This is a genomic window from Vibrio alginolyticus NBRC 15630 = ATCC 17749 (assembly GCF_000354175.2).
Taxonomy (GTDB): Bacteria; Pseudomonadota; Gammaproteobacteria; order Enterobacterales; family Vibrionaceae; genus Vibrio; species Vibrio alginolyticus.
Genome location: NC_022359.1, coordinates 1,598,283 through 1,616,341 on the forward strand (window position 1 = coordinate 1,598,283; position 18,059 = coordinate 1,616,341).

An 18,059-nucleotide genomic window follows, 5' to 3' on the forward strand; every position below is an offset into this window, starting at 1 on the left:
CATTATGGTTAAAAGGAGAGTTTTCTCTTTTCTATCATGATGCCTTCTCCAAACATCGAAATAATCTATCTTCAAATTGGTCATCTAGACCGGAAGAGATCAGTTCTAGGCGGCTTTCTGAACACTCGTCTAGTTCAAACTCTGTGAGTCCATCTGATGTTAGATTGTAACCAAAAATACCGCTTCCCGTGATAAAAACCGCTTTCATTCGTTCGACCTTGAGGTCGAGCAGCAATAATCTCAGCTTTTGATGATCGAACACGTTTTCAGCGGATATACGCCAACCGATACTGTAGAAACCTTCCCCCTGATTGGTTGCTTTTAGAATGCCGCTCTCAGGCATAGGCAACTCAGGAACAAGTGACTTTTTCTCTCTTTCACGATAAAGAACAGAGGGCGTTTTTTGCACGTCAATACGAGTCGCTCCCTCACATTCATGAAAAGGGATAGCGCCATGTTCAGCGAAAATCACTTTTGTTTCCCGCAGACCGAGCTTTGCTATATAAGCCGTCAGCTTTTGCTCATCTTCATCTTGATAGAGATCGCGCTTATTACCTACCACTGTATCTGCGATAGTGATTTGCTGGTTAAACGTTTCATGCTCAGTGTACTTAGGATCCGATAGTTTACGTGCATCGACTAAAGTAATGTTTTTTTGCAAAGCGAGAATTTGACGATAATACTCGGTCGATAGCACTTGCAGTACTTCTTTAGGATGACCAAGGCCTGTAGGTTCAATCAACAATCGATCTGGCCTTGCTTCAGACAATAATTGATTTAAGGCGATTTGCATCGGAAGACCTGCTGCACAGCACATACATCCCCCGGGGACCTCTCGAATAAACACTTGGTCTTGTTGTTTTTTTGGCCTTGTAACAAGCTGCCATCAATACCAACTTCGCCAAATTCATTGACCAATACAGCCCAACGTTCATGACTCGGTTTATGGGTCAATAAGTGCATTATTGCCGATGTTTTCCCCACCCCGAGAAAGCCAGTGATGATGTTAGTCGGCACTCGCGAAATCAGTGGCTTATTAAAGTTCATTGGCAATTCTCCGGTAGCCTTGGACTAGTTCATGGTTGGCAGAAACGACGGATTCGGAAAAAGCTGAATATTCTGGCGGCACTTTAGAGATACTCTCTAAATCAAAACCGACACCAATATTGGTCATCGGTGGTACATGGAAATAAGCGGGTAAATCGAGGCCATCGACGACACAGTTATGACGAATAACACACCTCTCACCGATGACGCTATTGAACACGACGGAGTTGAAGCCAATGAAAACATCATCACAAACCTGGCAAGGACCATGAATAATCGAACGATGAGCAATGGATGAGCGCTCACCAATGGTCACCGCAGCCCCTGCCTTAGAGTGAATTACGACACCATCTTGGATATTGGTGTCACGTTTGATGACGATAGCTTCCATGTCTCCATGGTTATTAACTTCGTCAGCTCGAATAACAGCATAGGGTCCAATAAAAACGTTATCCTCAATAATGACTTTGCCACAGATAATAGCGGTTGGATCGATAAAGGCTGTTGAGGACACCTGTGGCATATGGCCCGTTGGGTTTCTTCTTAACATAATGCTTCCAGTTTGTTTATGGCTCTTTTTTTACGGTCAGCGACTTAACGATTGAAGGATAAACGCATCGCTCCAGCTGGTTTATCGATGACTTTGTTATTGGCATAAACTAGCGCGCCATTGACCCAAGTCTTTTGAATTTGAGCTGAAAATTCATGTCCAGCAAAAGGCGACCAACCACAATGATATAAACTGTTTTCGTTGCTAACTCGTGTTGGGGTATGAGCATCAACCAACACCAAATCGGCGTAGTAACCTTCACGGATAAAACCTCGGCCTTGAATGCCATAGCGAATGGCCGGGTTGTGCGCAGTTTTTTCGACTACTTGAGTCAAACTCATATGACCTAAACGGACATGCTCGAAGAGAGTAAGTAACGCATGCTGAACTAACGGCAGTCCGGCTGGAGCCTGCTCGTAAGGCACTTGTTTTTCTTGCCAAGTGTGAGGAGCGTGGTCTGTTGCAATGATATCTATTTGCCCCGTATTTAACGCTTTTAACAACGCATCGCGGTCACTAGGAAACTTGATTGAAGGATTACATTTGATCAAGTTACCAAGAGCGCCATAATCTTTGTTGCTGAACCAAAGATGGTGAACACAAGCCTCCGCGGTGATTGATTTGTCTCGAATGTCTCCCTCGTCAAAAAGTGCTAGCTCCTTCGCCGTTGTGATGTGCAGCACATGCAGTTGGCTGTGATACTTTTTGGCAAGTTCTACCGCATAAGAAGATGAAGCGTAACAGGCCTCTTCGTCACGCAAAATGGGATGGTCTTCGATAGTGAAACCTGGCTTCTTAAGCCTTTGCTTTTGCTGGTTTTGTTTAATAACAGTCCCACTTTCACAATGAGTAACAATGAGTACTGGAGAGTCACGAAAAATTGACTCTAACGCTTGCGGATCTTCGACTAACAAATTTCCTGTTGATGCCCCCATAAATACTTTCACACCACAATGTTGTTTGGGGTTAAGTTGTTTAATCTGTTCAAGATTGTCTTCGGTTGCACCGAGGTAGAAAGAATAATTCGCAAACGAGCTTTCTTTAGCGAGAGCGAACTTGCGCTCTAACGAGTCAATAGTCGTTGTAGCCGGACTAACATTGGGCATTTCCATGTAGCTTGTAATACCGCCGGCCACCGCTGCCCGCGACTCACTTGCAATTGTGCCTTTATGTGTCAGCCCAGGTTCTCGGAAATGCACTTGATCGTCAATCATGCCTGGCAGTAAGTAAGCCCCTTTAGCATCAATTACAATATCTCCGTGTTGTACGGATATATTAGTAGCAATCTTGTCAATTCTTTGATCAACAATACGTAAATCTGTTTCGGTAATGGCTCTTTCGTTGACCACCCGAGCGTTTTTAATCAATGTTGCTGACATAATTCATTCTTTTAGATAATTTGAAAAGGTGGCCAATACTCGGTCACCTTGTGAAGCTATAAGGGGAGATCGTGTGTCTGCCTCATAGGGGGCGGTTTGCGCATTCATCGCAAACACAGGAAATCTCAAATTGTGGGCTAAGAACGGTGAAGCCTTCTTGTATGGCTTTCGCACATACGCTAGAAATAACATTGGCTTCAACCGCTATTTCACTAACCTTTCCACACTGAGAGCAAATCAAAAACTGTGGAACGCCATGCTCCTGATCGCACGCGATTTGAGAACAAACGACGTATTTACTAGATGTATTGAGCTTATGGACAAAGTGCTCTGCTTCAAGGAAATCGAGTATTCGATAAACCGACATCGCTTGAATGTTTTGAGAAAAGTTGTGATTGCAGTAGTCAACTAGTTCGTAGGCAGAAAGCGGCTTCTCCGCATATAGCAGTGAAGTCAGTATCAATTTCCGTTTAGTAGTGAGTTGTTTACCTCGCAGCAGGCAGATTTTCTCTACCTGCTTCATGACGTCATCTACCGTTTTGAGCTTTCTCATATCTCTAGATGAAATCCAATGTGAGTAGTAAGCGACGTTCATTGTCTGCAACATGTGGAGAGCGATGTATAAGTCCAGTGGCTTCATTGCCTTCCCAACCACTTCCTTTGAGCAGGGCAACATCGCCAGGCTGCATTCGTCGTATGGCACTTTCAGAGTCGTATAAGCCCGATAGGTGATCAGGTTGACCAAGACTACCGGCACCGAGTTTAGTGCGATCAATGGTATCGTTGGTTAACCATTCGGTCGCTCGGCCGGTATAAGTTATGACAAGTCTGCAAGGCACACGATCAAAGTGAAATTTCGGGCACATCGGGCTGTCTAGGCGAGTTAGCCTCAAACCTGCTTCTTTAACCTCAAACAAACAGCAGAACATATCGACGATTAAAGCAACATCTTCACTCAGCGCATCAGCACACGCATAGCCCTTTAACTTGCTTCGTACCCATTGTGCAGCATCATCTGGCGTGACACTTTGTACCAGTGCCAATCTAGGCTCCTGTGCCAGCATCAGATTAATGTCCTTCGTCAACTCTTTCGAGAGCGTTCGCTGCCATATGGCAATATTGTGCTCTGGTTTGTAGATGTCGCTAAGTATGTTCGCTGCTGTCGATATCGCCAACGATGATGTTGTTTGGACACGAAGCGGGTTCTCAACTACATCAATGCTCATATATCTTCCTCCCAAGCGTTAAAAAGGTCAGGTAAAGGTTTTAATAACGTTGATTTTCTAGGGCTATGAGACCTAGTAATCGTTACGATTTCGCTCTAGTTCACGGACATATTGACACAGTCCCACCCCATGTAGAGTCAAGTCAGACAACGCTTGTGAAGAAATCAACGTTTACTCTCTCTCAATAGGAGACTACTGGTTGTGAGATCAATTCTTTAAACAACAAATTGTAGAGCCCCAAACAAAGTAATGTTATAACATAACAATTAATCTTTTCAATATTTACCTTTTTTGATTAAAAATAATTAGGGGAACATCATGAGCATGCGAGCACGGAAATTATATTCCGCGATTAGAAAAGTAACGCGTAGGTGAATCGCCATAGACCCGACGAAACATCGCGATAAAGTTGCTGGGCGTCGAATAACCCAAAGCATGTGCAACCGCTCCTACAGATTCCCCTCGAGCTATCATTTCTAATGAATGTATTAGCAGTACTTGTTGCCGCCATTCATTAAAACTCATGTTTAACTCACTTCGAATCAATCGTCTTAACGTCCGAGATGAGACTGCCCCAATATTGGCCCAATGCTCCACAGAATGTTTGCTGTTTGGGTCTATTAAAATTGCTTGAGTAACTTTTTGCAGTCTCGGATCTCTGGGCAGCGGGATGTGGAGTGACTCATGAGGGCTATTGACGATTTCATCGGATATTACGGCAAGAATACGTAAAGACTGTATGGATAGATCGTCTGTTTTGCTCCATATCGATGCTCTAACCGATAGGGCTTTCAACACATCGCTCATTTGGATAACACAAGGTCTCATTGGAAACCGCTCACAACTCTCTGGAGTAAACAGTAATGAACGACCTTTCAGAGAACCACAAAAATAAACACTGTGCATCGCACCCGGGGGGATCCAACCAGCTCGGTGAGGTGGTAGTATCCACGTTCCTTCATCGGTTTTGACCTGAATTAGCCCTTCATCTATACACAGTAACTGGCCTCGATGATGACTGTGCCAATTATGTGGCCGTTGATCCAAATGGTTGAAGTCGCTCCTTTCATGCTGCCACTCCTTAACGATCAGTGCGGCGCCATTTTTCCATTCGCTGTAATCAGAGTTTGTCACTTTATTTACTCAATTCCATTTTGGCCATTATTCATTATTTTCTGTCCTCTTAACGTTACCATAGCAAGTTAGCGTTCGAGTAACATTTTAGCAACGACCATTTTATCGAAGGCAGAACCATCATGAACGAACCTATCTTTATTATCTATTACATTACGGCAGGCTTGGGCATTGGCTTTCTCGCAGGACTCGTTGGTGTGGGTGGTGGTGGAATGGCCGTCCCTATTTTTGCGTTTCTATTTTCACTACAGGGAATAGCTGATACGGAAGTAGTGCATCTTGCGTTGGGGACATCAATGGCTTCGATGATTGTTACAACATTGGGCAGCATGCGCGCTCACTACAAAAAAGAGAATGTAGACTCGACAATGGTAGTAAAAATGTTGAGCGGAGTTCTAGTCGGAACATTTTGCGCCACATTCGTAGCATCGTATCTACGAGGCGTCTATCTGGCAGGCTTTTTCAGCGTATTCATGTTGTATGTTGCTTATAAGATGTTCCTCAACACTGAAAATGAGTACAACCCTAACCCACATGGGGCTATCGGTAATATCACTGTAGGCTCGGTCATTGGCTCTGTATCAGCACTTGTCTCTATAAGCGGTGCGGGGTTGATCATCCCCTATCTTGTCCAGCAAAATTTTGAAGTAAAACGTGCTATTGGAACCTCTGCTGCGATAGGTTTCCCTATCGCGCTGTCAGGAAGCCTCGGTTACATGTTAAACGGATGGGAAAATACAGATTGGAACAACTTAGTCTTAGGATACATATACCTTCCTGCAATGCTCAGCTTCTCCATTAGTAGCTACTTAACTACTAGCCTCGGCGTACGTTGTGCAGAGTATTTCCCAAATAAAGTTCTTAAGAAAATCGTTGGTATTTTGTGTGTTCTTCTAAGTTTCAAAATGTTGGTACAAGTACTTAGTTAGAGCAAATAACACGGTCACTAGTAGGCCTTGCACTATGGTGAAAGGATAAGCCTGCAAAAACTTACTTCTCGCTTTGCTGGTCCAAGCACACAATGTGTAAGAAAGCTCCTCATTGTTGCACTCTTATGACTTTGTTAACCTGGCCAGAATTACATCCAAAATGTGCTGATGATTGTCCTTTCTGGAAACCTCGTCACGCTCCTGGCAAAGTGCTTCCTCCCCTTCTGATGCGAGAATTTTAATGCCACGCTCAGTACATTCTGCGAACGCACTAAACTGACTCGCACTGGGGATCTCTTGAAACGTCACATTGGGAAGAGCAACAAATGATTCAGCTGGTGTCAGTGCGGGATATAGCCGATCAGAGAGCGCCACCACGGTGATAGCATTGTTCATCAAGGCCAGAGTTTCAGGGACAAAAGTTTTCGTTAGCTCAGGGTTGATAACGACGACCGATTTCAGTTTGTTTTCAGACTGAAATCGGGGAAATTTTTGATCCGGGATGCTGGTAATATCAACGTTATTTTCACGTAACCAATGACAGTCTACATTGGTGGCGTTGTGACACGATGTTCGATATTTCTCCGGGCTTATTTGCGCTCCGGAGAGCATCAGCATAGATGTGCCGCCCAGAAAAAAGCCGACCCCCTGCACTGCATCAGTATCTACGCCTCCGGACAGTATCCCGACCGAACTTAATTCGTTCAGCCCAAGCACCAAATCACTGGTTCTGAATGTGATTTCATCGACAGCCATTTCTGCATTGATTTCGTTCGGTGCAGGAGGCTTTGGTACCACAACGACATAACCTTGTTGCGCCAGGCTCGAGGCTATCCAACCACTGTGGGAAAACGCTGACCGTGTTCCGCCCTGCGACAAAAGCACAACGGGAAATTTTCCACTTGCTAAAGGGGCATCTAACTGCGTTTCGACTGATTTAAAAATGTTCCCCCTACCAAACGTGAAATTGTTTTTTTCGTTCGTTGTGGGATACCAATAATAGACTTCTACTGGCTTATCTCTGTCTTCACTGAATCCCGTTTTGATTGTTAGCGCAGAATGGTATTTCGGCTCATTCGTACTGGCGCTGGCACTGACACACAATGTAGCGAGTAGAAACGACATTATTATTTTGGTTTTCATTTTTCCCTCAGCCGGTCAACACATTATTCTGCACGGCATCTAGAAAAATAACGCGCAGGAGATTCTCCATATATTTTGCGAAACATAGCAATTAAGCTATTCATAGTCGAGGTAACCCAAAGAAAATGATAGACCGCTCCAGCTAGAGCCTTTCTTTTCAATAATTTTCTGCGGATATCCACCATGCAGAAGTTTGTACTTTACTCATTGTAAACGACTAATCATGGCCTCTTAAGGCAACATTAGAAAACCAACCGTATTCACAATCCATAACTCCATAACTCCATAACTCATAGTTACACCGATGTATATCTAAGTGAGCTGAAGCTTCATTGCCCATCCAGTGCCCTTTGCATTTTTATAGCAAGGTAGCCAAGCACCATTTTATTACGGACCATTGCTGCCTGCGCTAATGCTTTTGTTTTGTATCGTAACTGATTTGCTTACTGACGTTCTCTAGTTGCACTCCTACCTTATTAAATGCCTTTTGAATAGTTGTGGAAACATGCTGGCGGCCCTCTCCTTCAAAAAAGTTAGCTCGATCTTGCTTCGTTTCGAATACACAGACTATTTCTAAACTTTGTGGAAAAGAAGAGAATTTGACGGTATGAGTCACCCAAAGAAAGCCATCGTAGCCTTTTAGCGTATCTTCACAAACTTCGGTCAACACTTCTCTAATTAGATTCTCGACCTTCTTATCTGATTTGCGCATGAATTAAACTGCCTTCCTATCTAACGCCTTTAATTAGGTCTCAGTCTACATTGTCTTAAACAGTATTTGGCAGTGGTATTTAGTCAATAGCCTGTAGATGAGGTTATTCGCACGAAGATTTACCGACCTACTCGCTTCGAACTACATCTTACGCTGTTAAAAATAAGCGCTTTGCAACTCTACAAAACGCTTCTAACTTATTAGATTATTTTAAGTGTGTTTCAAGGAATGCAGAAACCTTGTCCATTGCAATGCCGACTGCTTCTGGATGGTCATACAGTTCATAGTGAGACCAATTTTCCAAATTAACCAGCTGTCGGTCTTTTGATTGAACAGAGCGGCCATAAATTTCCTGCCCATCACGATAAGCACCAAACGCCCCGACTTTTTGCCCTACCACGGCCATAACAGGCTGAGTCAATAACGTTTCGGCAAATGCAAAGGCATCCCAGCTCAGTGTTTTCTGTGCATGTGAAAACAGCATACGAGTTGCACCACCTTCGGTTTGTCCACGTGATGTTTTGTAGTATTCAGTAGCTTCGAACACGTCTCGTTCTGTTAATCCATTTTCTTTTGCAAATTCAATATTTGGAGGAAGAAGTTCATCGATTTTCAGCTCTGAGCCGCGAGCTTCGGCTGTTCTCTGTGCAGCCATAGCTTCAAGATTGGCGATAGGGTCGTACATACTAAAGCCTTCACGGAACAAGCGGCCTAAGTTAACAGGCGTAATACCTACGACAGCTTTCAAGCGCTTTTCGGTTAGGGCTGAATTGATCATGTAACCACCACCGCCGCAGATACCGAGTCCACCAATTCTATTCTCATCGACATATGGTAAAGTTACTGCATAGTCGATAACGCGACTGATATCTTCAACACGTTGACTTGGGTCTTCTACGTAGCGAGGCAATCCTCCCGATTCTCCTTGGAAGCTCGCGTCAAATGCGATCACGACGTAACCTAACTCAGCAAGGGCTTTACCATAGACAGCGCTGGATGTTTGTTCTTTACAACTACCAAAAGGATGAACGCTTATCATTGTTGGGTAGCGTTTCGATTCATTGAAGCCTTCTGGAAATAAAATTAATGCAGACATATCCCAAGCCATATCAGCATTTCTAAAAGTGATTTTTTGCATATTCATAATCAATACCTTAAGAGTAAAAAGCCTTGAGAGCAGAAAGGCTCGAAGCAATTGAGCCTTTCATCGGGAATATTAAAGAGTGCGTTGGAAGAAAGATGCGAGTTGGGATACTGCGTCATCGACGTATTCGGCAACATCATAAAGCGACATATGGTTTGCACCATCAATGGCATACAAGGTTTTATCTGAACTCGCTGCACGTTCTATCAGGTCATCACTCATCCATTTGCTGCCTGCGTCACTACCAACGACAGCAAGAATTGGCTGAGTTAGGAATGCTTCCGCTTTGTGGTACGCATCGTAAGTAATGATCTGGTTTAAGTTACGAGTTAGAGCAAAACCCGGCGCATTTGGATGTTCACAACGTGGTGTGTGGTAATACTCCCAAGCTTCGCGTAGCTCTGCATTTGAGGCATCTTCTTCACGCATCGGAGCTAGAGGAATAGTCGCGAATTCTGTACCATTCGTGTCGGTTGTGCGAGCATTCGAACCAAATTCTAAGTAACCAACAGCGTCAGCATCGTTAACCGAATTATCCCAACCATTACGGAACATTTGGCCAATGTTTACGGCACTAACCATACCCAGTGCTTTGATTCGACGATCATTGATCGCTGCATTTGCACTATAGCCCGCACCAGCACAAATCCCCATTGCGCCAATTTTATCGTTATCGACGTACTCTAACGTTGTCAGATAGTCGACGACTGCGCTCACGTCTTCAGTACTCGTGTAAGGGTTTTCCATTTGGCGAGGCTCACCTGTACTTTCACCTTGATACGAACGGTCAAACGCAATGGCAATTATGCCGCTTTTTGCAAGTTTACTCGCATATAGGCCTGCGGTTTGCTCTTTTACGCCACCACCTGGGTGTGAAACAACAACCGCCGCATATTGTTTACTTGCATCAAAATCTGTAGGGAAGTTGATAACCGCTGAAATCTCAATACCTTGACCATTGAGATTTTTGAAAGTGACTTTAGACATAGCGACATTCTCCATTAGAGGTTAACTGTTCATCTCAGGCTGACCTAAGCTTCGATGTAATATTAGTCAACACACTGTTTCGGATAAATATCGTTTTATCTACATGACTGTTTAGTTATACTTAACAAATGAGAATAGAACCTTCTTTAATTTCATCACTGACGTGGTTTGCACATATTGCTCGCCATCGCAGTTTCACTAAAGCAGCCTTAGAAATGGGGGTAACCCGTGCTGCCTTATCACAACACCTAAAAGCGTTAGAACAACAGCTACAAGTTCGGTTAATTAATCGAACCACCAGAAGTATGTCGCTGACGGAAGAAGGCCAACGTCTGCTTGATATTTTGCAACCTTCATTGGTGAACATTGAGCAGGTCGTTAACGAATTGAACGACTCTCATCTTGAGCCTTCGGGATTAATCCGTATCAGTGTATCAAGAACCGCTGCTCGGCTGCTTATTGAGCCCTATCTAGGTGAGTTCCTCTCTCGTTATCCTAAAATACGCCTAGAGCTAATCATGGATGATGGGTTTTCTAACATCGTCGCAGAAGGCGTTGACGCTGGCATTCGCTTAGGATTAAGCTTAGATGAACATATGGTTGCGATCCCTATTACTCCGCCGTTAACAACGGCAATAGTGAGCTCTCCTGAATACTTTAGGCAAAATGGACTACCTCAAACTCCTGAGGATTTAGAAGATCACAATTGCCTTGCTTATCGTTTTACCTCTAGCGGAACAATTGATCATTGGTCGCTAACCTCTCCAGATGTTGCAAAGCGCACCCTCGTTTTCGAGCCTAAAGGCAATGCTATTTTTAATGATGACTATAGTATGTTACAAGCTGCAATACAGGGTGTGGGTTTAGTGAAGCATATTGATTTATGGGTGGAAAAGCACATAAATGAGGGAAGATTGACCCGAGTTCTGACACCTTGGTGCAAAGAGTTTCCAGGGTTTTATTTGTATATACCTTCACGAGAGCATATGCCGAAAAAAATCCGCGTCTTGATGGATTTTTTAATCGAAAAGCGCGAAGCTCTGAAACCCAAAGAGTAATTGTCAAATTGCTTTAAGTAAAAAAAGCGAGCACGAGGCTCGCTTTTAACTTTCTGTTTTCGTTATATATTACAATAGCTCAACCGATTGTTTGGCTATCACAAATTCCTCGTTAGTAGGAATAACAAGAGCTTTGGCACCTAACAACTCAGATGTTGCAATAACACCTGCGTTACCAAATCTTGCATCTTCGTTACCTTTCTGATCTTCAACAAAACCTAACAGTTTTAGGTTTTTCAAGATTTCACGACGAATTGGTAGTGAGTTTTCACCAATACCACCAGTGAAGATGATGCCGTCTAATGAATCCAGAGCCGCGAGGTAGGATGTAATGTATTTCGCAACGCGGTAAGTGAAGATCTCAAATGCCAACTTCGCACGTGAATTCCCCGCTTCCATTGCTTCTAGTACGCCACGAGCATCACTTGTCACACCAGATACACCTAAGAAACCTGACTTCTTGTTCATCATCTCGAACACTTCGTCTTTTTCCCAGCCTTTACGGAAAAGGAACTCGATAACACTTGGGTCGAGGTCACCACAGCGAGTGCCCATCATTAGGCCAGCTAACGGCGTCAAACCCATACTTGTATCAACACATTCGCCATTTTTAACCGCACTCACTGATGCACCGTTACCTAAGTGCACAGTGATAAAGCTGCTTTCTTCAACCGGCTTATCTAGCATTTTCGCTGCTTCACGGCTTACGTAGTAGTGGCTTGTGCCATGAGCACCGTAACGACGCACTTTATGCTCTTCGTAAAGCTCGTAAGGAAGTGCGTACATAAAGGCTTTGGCTGGCATTGTTTGGTGGAAAGCAGTGTCGAATACAGCAAATTGAGGCAGTGAAGGGAACGCCGCCATTGCCGCTCTCATGCCTTCAGCGTTCGCTTTGTTATGAAGTGGTGCAAGTTCAGCAAGGCGCTCTACTTCTTGAATAACTGTTTCATCAACTTTCACAGTTCCTTTAAAGGTTTCACCGCCTGCGACAATGCGATGGCCTACAGCGACAAATTTTGAGCTCAAACCTAGAGTTTCGAGTAGTTTTACCACTCGCTCAACAGCGTACTGATGATGGTTACCGCCAGCTGGAATTGCTTCAACGGTTTTTTCTCCCTGATATTTCCAACTGATTTCAGCTTCAGGTAGGCCAAAACACTCACCAATACCTGATACCAAAGCTTCACCGGTTTCAGAATCAATAACAGCAAATTTTAATGAAGAGCTACCAGAGTTGATCACCAGTACAAACGAATTAGACATGAAATAGTTATCCTGTTGTAGAGCAGAGGTTGTAATAGCGCTTGTGCGCTGCGTACTTCTTGTTTGCCCCTCTATTATTCAATAATTTTTTAATCTTTCAACAATCTTTTAGTAAAAGCGATTTGATTGAACAAATTTTGTTGATCTGTAGCAAGTTTTGATTTTATTTGAAGACTAAAAAATATCACTTGTTAAACATAATTTATGAATAGGTCAATTTGTACAAAGTCAGATATATAAGCTACGTTGTTTATTGGGTGAACAAAAATAACAAACCAATCAATAAATCGGGGTAATAATGTGCCCACTATTGCATTTCTATTAGTGATCTTAGGTTTGATTTTGCTCTGCTGGGGATGGCAGATGACAAAAAACATCTGCTCGAAAACTGACGTAACCGGGTGGACTTTCCTATTATTGTTAATCAGCTGTTTCATTTTTGCTTATGCCGTTTTTTTGCACGCTATCATGCAAAAACCTATTACTTCTCTCTTAGAAACGGGGGTTTCTCTTATACTTTTTGGCGGCAGTATCTTTGTCGTGCTGGTGATTAAGTGGAGCAACGATTCGATATTAAAGCTTCATACTGTTGCTGAAAGAGAGAAGCGCAATGCCGTCCATGACGCTCTTACTGGGCTCCCTTATCGTAAATACTACTTTGAGTCTATCGAAGACATGACACAACCTGAAGGCCAATGACTGATTCAAATTATGAGATAACCTCAAAAACGTCGAAAGATTGATAATACGTTTCAAGGTAAGCTGGTTAATTTCTTTTCACAGCAAGCCGCACTGAAGGCTCCCGCTCTATCGTTGAGAACACGATTGCGCTAGCACATGGATTAGGGTATTCGGTCGTAGCAGAAGGCGTTCAAGACATGGACACACTGCATTTTTTGAGAAGTCGAGGCTGTGACATCATTCAGGGTTACTTGTTCTGCCCTGCCCTTAGACGAAGTAATAAGTTGGGTAAACAAACACGATGAAAAGCAAAACCGTATTAGACGCGCATAAAAAAGCCGAGCGCTTTGCTCGGCTTTCAATTCTTTTTGTAGCAACTTAAACCGTCGCTTTAATCACTCGTGATTATGCGTCTGTACGACGGCCACGACCGTGACCACGTTCACCACGATGTGCACCACGGTGATCACCACCACGGTTGCGATCGAAACGACGTTCGCCACCTTCACGATTACCATCGCGGTTGCCGTCACGGTTACCACGGAAACCACCTTCGCGACGACCGCCTTCACGACGATCACCACCACGATTGCCGCCTTCGCGGTTGCCACGGTAACCACCGCCATCACGACGACCACCATCGCGACGACCACCGTCACGGCGACCACCACGAGACTCGCGGAAATCATCGAAGTCACATACTACAGCACCAACATCTTGTTGACGGATACGTAGTTTGCTTAGCTTGTTCGCCGCGTCTGAAGTCATTGCTTTAGGTAGCTGTACGAATGTGTGACCTTGAGCTAGTTTGATCGCACCGATAGAACCTTTACCTAGACCTAGTTCGTTTGCTAGAGCGCCAACGATGTCTTTAACTTGAACGCCTTGCTCACGACCAACTTGAAGCTGGTAAGTATCCCAGTCTTGGTTGTTGAAGTTACGACCGCCGTCGCGACCACCTTCACGGCGCTCTTTACGACGTTGCTTGTCACGCTCAATTGCTTCAACCATTGGGTCTTCGCCAATATAGAACAGAGGACGTTTGCCTTGCTGACGCTTAAGAAGCATAGCAGCAAGTGTTGCAGGGTCGATGTCTAGAGAAGTTTGTAGTTTCTCTACCAACTCAGCAAATTTGTCTAGTGCTTTGTGCTCTTTCTCTGCTTCAAGCTCAGCGCCTAGCTTAGCTAGACGAGCTTCAGCAACTTGGTCACGTAGAGGAAGTTGGATTTCTTCCATAGATGACTTAGTTACACGCTCGATAGTGCGAAGCATACGAATTTGGTTAGTGCGAACTAGAAGGATCGCTTTACCTTTACGTCCAGCACGGCCAGTACGACCGATACGGTGGATGTATGACTCAACATCAAATGGGATGTCGTAGTTAAATACGTGCGTAATACGTGGAACGTCAAGACCACGAGCTACAACATCAGTTGCAACTAGGATGTCAATAACACCTTGTTTGATGTGATCAACAGTACGTTCACGTAGAGACTGAGGAATGTCACCGTGCAGTGCAGCTGCTTTGAAGCCACGTGCAGATAGCCAGTCAGCCAGACGCTCAGTATCTTGACGAGTACGTACGAATACGATTGACGCGTCAGTTTCTTCAGTTTCAAGAAGACGAGACATTGCTTCATCTTTCTCTACACCTTTCACTACCCAGAACTGTTGTTGAACTTTGTCTACAGTGTGGTTTTTACCAGCAACGTCAACCGTTACAGGGTCACGAAGGAAACGTTCAACGATCTTCTTCAGCATTGGAGGCATAGTTGCAGAAAACAGAACGCGTTGTGCTGACTCTGGAGCGTGCTCCATGATCGCAGTTACGTCATCTACGAAACCCATGTTTAGCATTTCGTCTGCTTCATCAAGAACGAAAGTACTAACTTCGTCTAGGTGTAGACGTTCGCGATTGATAAGATCTTGAACACGGCCTGGAGTACCGACAACTACATGAGCGCCACTTTTAAGAGCACGCATTTGGTCGACAATAGATGCGCCACCGTAAATCTCTAGAACTTTCAAACCTTTGATGTTTTTACCAAGGTTTTTCATTTCCGCTGCAACCTGAATTGCCAGCTCACGAGTCGGAGCAAGTACAATCGCTTGCGGTTTGCGTTGGTTTAGATCGAGTTTGTTGAGAAGAGGCAGAGAGAACGCTGCTGTTTTACCTGTACCTGTTTGAGCTTTACCCAGCGCGTCAGCACCTTCCAATAGGTGTGGGATTGCCGCAGCCTGAATTGGAGTTGGTGACACGAAACCCATTCCGTCTAGAGCAGAAAGGATAGAATCATTCAGAGATAAATCACTGAATTGAATAACAGAATCTTGCATTGGGATCCTACTTAATTAAACAAAAAAACAGTCCCATATGCTCTTCCAATTCGATACTGATCCATCCAGATACTGATTCCATTCAGACGGGAACACAGCACAGTACACAACCGCGATAAGCCATTAGGGACGACTAAGGGAGGCGGATTATTCCTTAAAAGCATAAAAAAATCCAGAAAAAATTGAATTACATCACAATTTATTCTCAACAATGGTATTTTTAGCATATTTTTCCACCAACCCTACCATTCCCCGTAGATTCGCGTAACTCACAGATGAGAATTTCATCAATATTTAAGCCAATTTCTCGTGGTTAAATTGGCAAAATTCACGGCGAAATTACGCTCCACAGGTAGTAATAATAGCTCGCAATGATTATAGTGTGCCCAACTCCATAGGTAATTTAAGAAAAGATGTTTCAAGATAACCCACTACTCGCTCAGCTTAAGCAGCAAATCCAAGAAAACCTGCCTAAAAAAGAAGGCTCAATAAAAGCCACAGATAAAGGCTTTGGCTTTTTGGAAGTGGACAGTAAGACGAGCTTCTTCATCCCGCCTGCGTACATGAAAAAGTGCATGCACGGTGACAAAGTCATCGCCATTATCCGCACCGAAAATGAACGCGAAGTTGCAGAGCCACAAGAGCTGCTAGAACAAGCCGTGACTCGCTTTATTGGTCGAGTAAAAATGTTCAAAGGCAAGCTCAACGTAGCACCTGATCACCCACAGCTTAAAAAGCTATCTCTTAAAGCGAAACTAAAGAAAGGTCTAAAACCTGACGAGTTCGCCGAAGGTGATTGGGTTGTCGCACATCTTATTCGCCACCCTCTAAAAGGCGATAACTCTTTCTTCGTAGAAATTTCTGAAAAAATCACTGACGCGAATGATAAAATTGCGCCTTGGTGGGTAACGCTTGCTCAAAACGATCTACCAAACTCTGAGCCAGCAGGCATCGATAACTGGGAACTGAAAGACGACGCGGAGCTAGAACGCGTAGACATGACTCATGTTCCATTCGTCACTATCGACGGTGAATCGACTAAAGATATGGACGATGCGCTGTACGCGAAGAAAACCGTATCTGGCGATTTCGAACTCACCATCGCTATTGCGGACCCAACCGCTTACATCACACCTGAAGATGAAATGGATAAAGTAGCGCGTGAGCGTGGCTATACTATCTATCTTCCAGGACGCAACATCCCGATGCTACCTCGCGATTTAGCGGACAACCTATGTTCTCTGATTGAAGGTGAAACCCGCCCTGCTATTTGCTGTACCGTAACGGTAAGTAAAGATGGTGTGATTGGCGACGATATTAAATTCTTCGCGGCAAACATCAAATCACATGCACGCCTAGCATACGATCACGTGTCTGATTGGTTAGAAAACGGCAGCTCTGAAGCATGGCAGCCATCTGAAGAGATCGCGACCATCGTTCGTGATCTTTATGAGTTCTCTCTTGCTCGCGCTGAATGGCGTGAGAAAAACGCAGTGGTCTTCCCTGATCGTCCTGACTACCGTTTTGAGCTCAGTGAAGATAACGATGTAATCGCTATCCACGCAGACATGCGCCGCAGTGCAAACCGTCTTGTTGAAGAATCCATGATTACCGCAAACATCTGTGCAGGTCGTACATTACGCGATAAATTTGAAACAGGTGTCTTCAATACGCATGCAGGTATCAAGAACGAGAAGATTGAAGAAGTGGTTCAACTTGTCAATCCAGAAGGCCAGTTGGAGTTCACAGCGGAGTCTATTGCTACGCTAGAAGGCTTTGCTGCGTTGCGCCGCTGGTTGGCAGCTCAAGAAACGTCTTATCTAGATAACCGCATTCGTAAGTTCCAAGCATACAGTGAGGTGGGTAATCAGCCTCTGCCTCATTACGCAATGGGTTTAGACATCTATGCAACTTGGACATCACCAATTCGTAAATACGGTGATATGATCAACCACCGTATGTTGAAGGCCGTCATCCTTGGTAAAGAACCCGTACAAAAACCAGATGACCAAGTAGGCGAAGAGCTAGCTCTACATCGTAAACATCATAAAATCGCTGAGCGAAATGTCTCAGATTGGCTATATGCACGCACGCTTGCTGATGAGCCGAGTAAGAAAACTTGTTTCACAGGTGAGATTTTCGATATTAATCGTGCAGGCGCACGTGTCCGACTTCTCGAAAATGGCGCAGCAGCCTTTATTCCTGGTGCACTAATTCTTGATAATAAAGAAAGAATTGAGTGCAATGGCGACAACGGTACCATCTCTATCGATAAAGAGATCGTATACAAACTTGGGGATACATTGGAAATTGTCCTTACGGACGTAAACCAAGAAAACCGCAGTTTAGTTGCAAAGCCAACCCAGGTATTCGCTGAACAACCAGCAGCACAAACAGAACAGACTGTAAGTGAGTAATACCGAATGAAGTTAAAAGGCGCTCTATTGAGCGCCTTTTTTATTTGTTATG

At 44.2% G+C, this 18,059-nt stretch carries 15 protein-coding genes and 2 pseudogenes; 5 read left to right on the forward strand and 12 right to left on the reverse strand.

Annotated features, from left to right (window positions below; translation table 11 throughout):
* Positions 1-34: 34 nt before the first annotated feature.
* From N646_RS22375 to N646_RS22400, 6 genes and pseudogenes are all read right to left on the reverse strand, one after another.
* Positions 35-1,047 (reverse strand): annotated as a pseudogene (locus N646_RS22375) (CobW family GTP-binding protein).
* Positions 1,037-1,597, reverse strand: coding sequence for an LbetaH domain-containing protein (locus tag N646_RS22380; protein ID WP_017821071.1), 561 nt, complete (start codon positions 1,595-1,597; stop codon positions 1,037-1,039). The pseudogene N646_RS22375 and the gene N646_RS22380 overlap by 11 nt, the downstream one beginning before the upstream one ends.
* Before the next feature lie 44 nt (positions 1,598-1,641).
* Positions 1,642-2,976, reverse strand: a complete 1,335-nt coding sequence (locus N646_RS22385; protein WP_017821072.1) for a dihydroorotase — start codon at positions 2,974-2,976, stop codon at positions 1,642-1,644.
* Positions 2,977-3,058: 82 nt separating this feature from the next.
* Positions 3,059-3,529: a Fur family transcriptional regulator gene (locus N646_RS22390; protein WP_017821073.1), complete on the reverse strand. Its 471-nt coding sequence runs from the start codon at positions 3,527-3,529 to the stop codon at positions 3,059-3,061.
* A gap of 4 nt (positions 3,530-3,533) precedes the next feature.
* Positions 3,534-4,202: a DUF1826 domain-containing protein gene (locus N646_RS22395; protein WP_017821074.1), complete on the reverse strand. Its 669-nt coding sequence runs from the start codon at positions 4,200-4,202 to the stop codon at positions 3,534-3,536.
* A gap of 339 nt (positions 4,203-4,541) precedes the next feature.
* On the reverse strand, positions 4,542-5,336 hold the full coding sequence (locus tag N646_RS22400; protein ID WP_005375710.1) for an AraC family transcriptional regulator: 795 nt from the start codon (positions 5,334-5,336) through the stop codon (positions 4,542-4,544).
* A gap of 122 nt (positions 5,337-5,458) precedes the next feature.
* Here N646_RS22400 and N646_RS22405 point away from each other — a divergent pair, with 122 nt between their 5' ends.
* Complete coding sequence (locus N646_RS22405; RefSeq protein ID WP_017821075.1) at positions 5,459-6,265, forward strand: sulfite exporter TauE/SafE family protein; 807 nt, start codon at positions 5,459-5,461, stop codon at positions 6,263-6,265.
* 123 nt (positions 6,266-6,388) lie between these two features.
* Here N646_RS22405 and N646_RS22410 read toward each other — a convergent pair whose 3' ends face one another.
* The 4 genes from N646_RS22410 to N646_RS22425 all read right to left on the reverse strand — a co-directional run bounded on the left by N646_RS22410 (position 6,389) and on the right by N646_RS22425 (position 10,251).
* On the reverse strand, positions 6,389-7,408 hold the full coding sequence (locus tag N646_RS22410; protein ID WP_017821076.1) for an alpha/beta hydrolase family protein: 1,020 nt from the start codon (positions 7,406-7,408) through the stop codon (positions 6,389-6,391).
* 409 nt (positions 7,409-7,817) lie between these two features.
* Positions 7,818-8,120: a hypothetical protein gene (locus N646_RS22415; protein WP_017821077.1), complete on the reverse strand. Its 303-nt coding sequence runs from the start codon at positions 8,118-8,120 to the stop codon at positions 7,818-7,820.
* Positions 8,121-8,325: 205 nt separating this feature from the next.
* Complete coding sequence (locus tag N646_RS22420; RefSeq protein WP_005375705.1) at positions 8,326-9,264, reverse strand: alpha/beta hydrolase; 939 nt, start codon at positions 9,262-9,264, stop codon at positions 8,326-8,328.
* A gap of 72 nt (positions 9,265-9,336) precedes the next feature.
* Positions 9,337-10,251 carry an alpha/beta hydrolase gene (locus tag N646_RS22425; protein ID WP_017821078.1) on the reverse strand — a complete coding sequence of 305 codons (915 nt, stop codon included), beginning with the start codon at positions 10,249-10,251 and terminating at the stop codon, positions 9,337-9,339.
* 128 nt (positions 10,252-10,379) lie between these two features.
* Here N646_RS22425 and N646_RS22430 point away from each other — a divergent pair, with 128 nt between their 5' ends.
* Entirely contained in the window at positions 10,380-11,309 is a 930-nt protein-coding gene (locus tag N646_RS22430) for a LysR family transcriptional regulator (RefSeq protein ID WP_017821079.1), read from the forward strand.
* Between the two features lie 69 nt (positions 11,310-11,378).
* On the opposite strand, the gene N646_RS22435 is transcribed toward N646_RS22430, so the two are convergent.
* A complete protein-coding gene (locus N646_RS22435) occupies positions 11,379-12,572 on the reverse strand; it encodes an acetate/propionate family kinase (protein ID WP_017821080.1) in 1,194 nt (397 codons plus the stop codon).
* Positions 12,573-13,040: 468 nt separating this feature from the next.
* Between N646_RS22435 and N646_RS25190 the strand changes: the two genes are divergently transcribed.
* Both N646_RS25190 and N646_RS25195 read left to right on the forward strand, forming a co-directional pair.
* On the forward strand, positions 13,041-13,271 hold the full coding sequence (locus tag N646_RS25190) for a hypothetical protein (RefSeq protein WP_224721257.1): 231 nt from the start codon (positions 13,041-13,043) through the stop codon (positions 13,269-13,271).
* Between the two features lie 71 nt (positions 13,272-13,342).
* Positions 13,343-13,586: pseudogene (locus N646_RS25195) on the forward strand (EAL domain-containing protein); the annotation flags it as partial.
* 72 nt (positions 13,587-13,658) lie between these two features.
* Here N646_RS25195 and N646_RS22450 read toward each other — a convergent pair.
* Positions 13,659-15,590: a DEAD/DEAH box helicase gene (locus N646_RS22450; RefSeq protein WP_005375680.1), complete on the reverse strand. Its 1,932-nt coding sequence runs from the start codon at positions 15,588-15,590 to the stop codon at positions 13,659-13,661.
* A gap of 413 nt (positions 15,591-16,003) precedes the next feature.
* Here N646_RS22450 and rnb point away from each other — a divergent pair, with 413 nt between their 5' ends.
* Positions 16,004-18,007: an exoribonuclease II gene (gene rnb, locus N646_RS22455; protein WP_017821083.1), complete on the forward strand. Its 2,004-nt coding sequence runs from the start codon at positions 16,004-16,006 to the stop codon at positions 18,005-18,007.
* Positions 18,008-18,059 lie beyond the last annotated feature (52 nt).

Excerpts from the sequence above, each read along its gene's own strand:
- N646_RS22380 (WP_017821071.1), bottom strand. The coding sequence starts at position 1,597 with ATGTTAAGAAGAAACCCAACGGGCCATATGCCACAGGTGTCCTCAACA.
- N646_RS22385 (WP_017821072.1), bottom strand. The coding sequence starts at position 2,976 with ATGTCAGCAACATTGATTAAAAACGCTCGGGTGGTCAACGAAAGAGCC.
- N646_RS22390 (WP_017821073.1), bottom strand. The coding sequence starts at position 3,529 with ATGAGAAAGCTCAAAACGGTAGATGACGTCATGAAGCAGGTAGAGAAA.
- N646_RS22395 (WP_017821074.1), bottom strand. The coding sequence starts at position 4,202 with ATGAGCATTGATGTAGTTGAGAACCCGCTTCGTGTCCAAACAACATCA.
- N646_RS22405 (WP_017821075.1), top strand. The coding sequence starts at position 5,459 with ATGAACGAACCTATCTTTATTATCTATTACATTACGGCAGGCTTGGGC.
- N646_RS22410 (WP_017821076.1), bottom strand. The coding sequence starts at position 7,408 with ATGAAAACCAAAATAATAATGTCGTTTCTACTCGCTACATTGTGTGTC.
- N646_RS22415 (WP_017821077.1), bottom strand. The coding sequence starts at position 8,120 with ATGCGCAAATCAGATAAGAAGGTCGAGAATCTAATTAGAGAAGTGTTG.
- N646_RS22420 (WP_005375705.1), bottom strand. The coding sequence starts at position 9,264 with ATGAATATGCAAAAAATCACTTTTAGAAATGCTGATATGGCTTGGGAT.
- N646_RS22425 (WP_017821078.1), bottom strand. The coding sequence starts at position 10,251 with ATGTCTAAAGTCACTTTCAAAAATCTCAATGGTCAAGGTATTGAGATT.
- N646_RS22430 (WP_017821079.1), top strand. The coding sequence starts at position 10,380 with ATGAGAATAGAACCTTCTTTAATTTCATCACTGACGTGGTTTGCACAT.
- N646_RS22435 (WP_017821080.1), bottom strand. The coding sequence starts at position 12,572 with ATGTCTAATTCGTTTGTACTGGTGATCAACTCTGGTAGCTCTTCATTA.
- N646_RS25190 (WP_224721257.1), top strand. The coding sequence starts at position 13,041 with ATGCAAAAACCTATTACTTCTCTCTTAGAAACGGGGGTTTCTCTTATA.
- N646_RS22450 (WP_005375680.1), bottom strand. The coding sequence starts at position 15,590 with ATGCAAGATTCTGTTATTCAATTCAGTGATTTATCTCTGAATGATTCT.
- rnb (WP_017821083.1), top strand. The coding sequence starts at position 16,004 with ATGTTTCAAGATAACCCACTACTCGCTCAGCTTAAGCAGCAAATCCAA.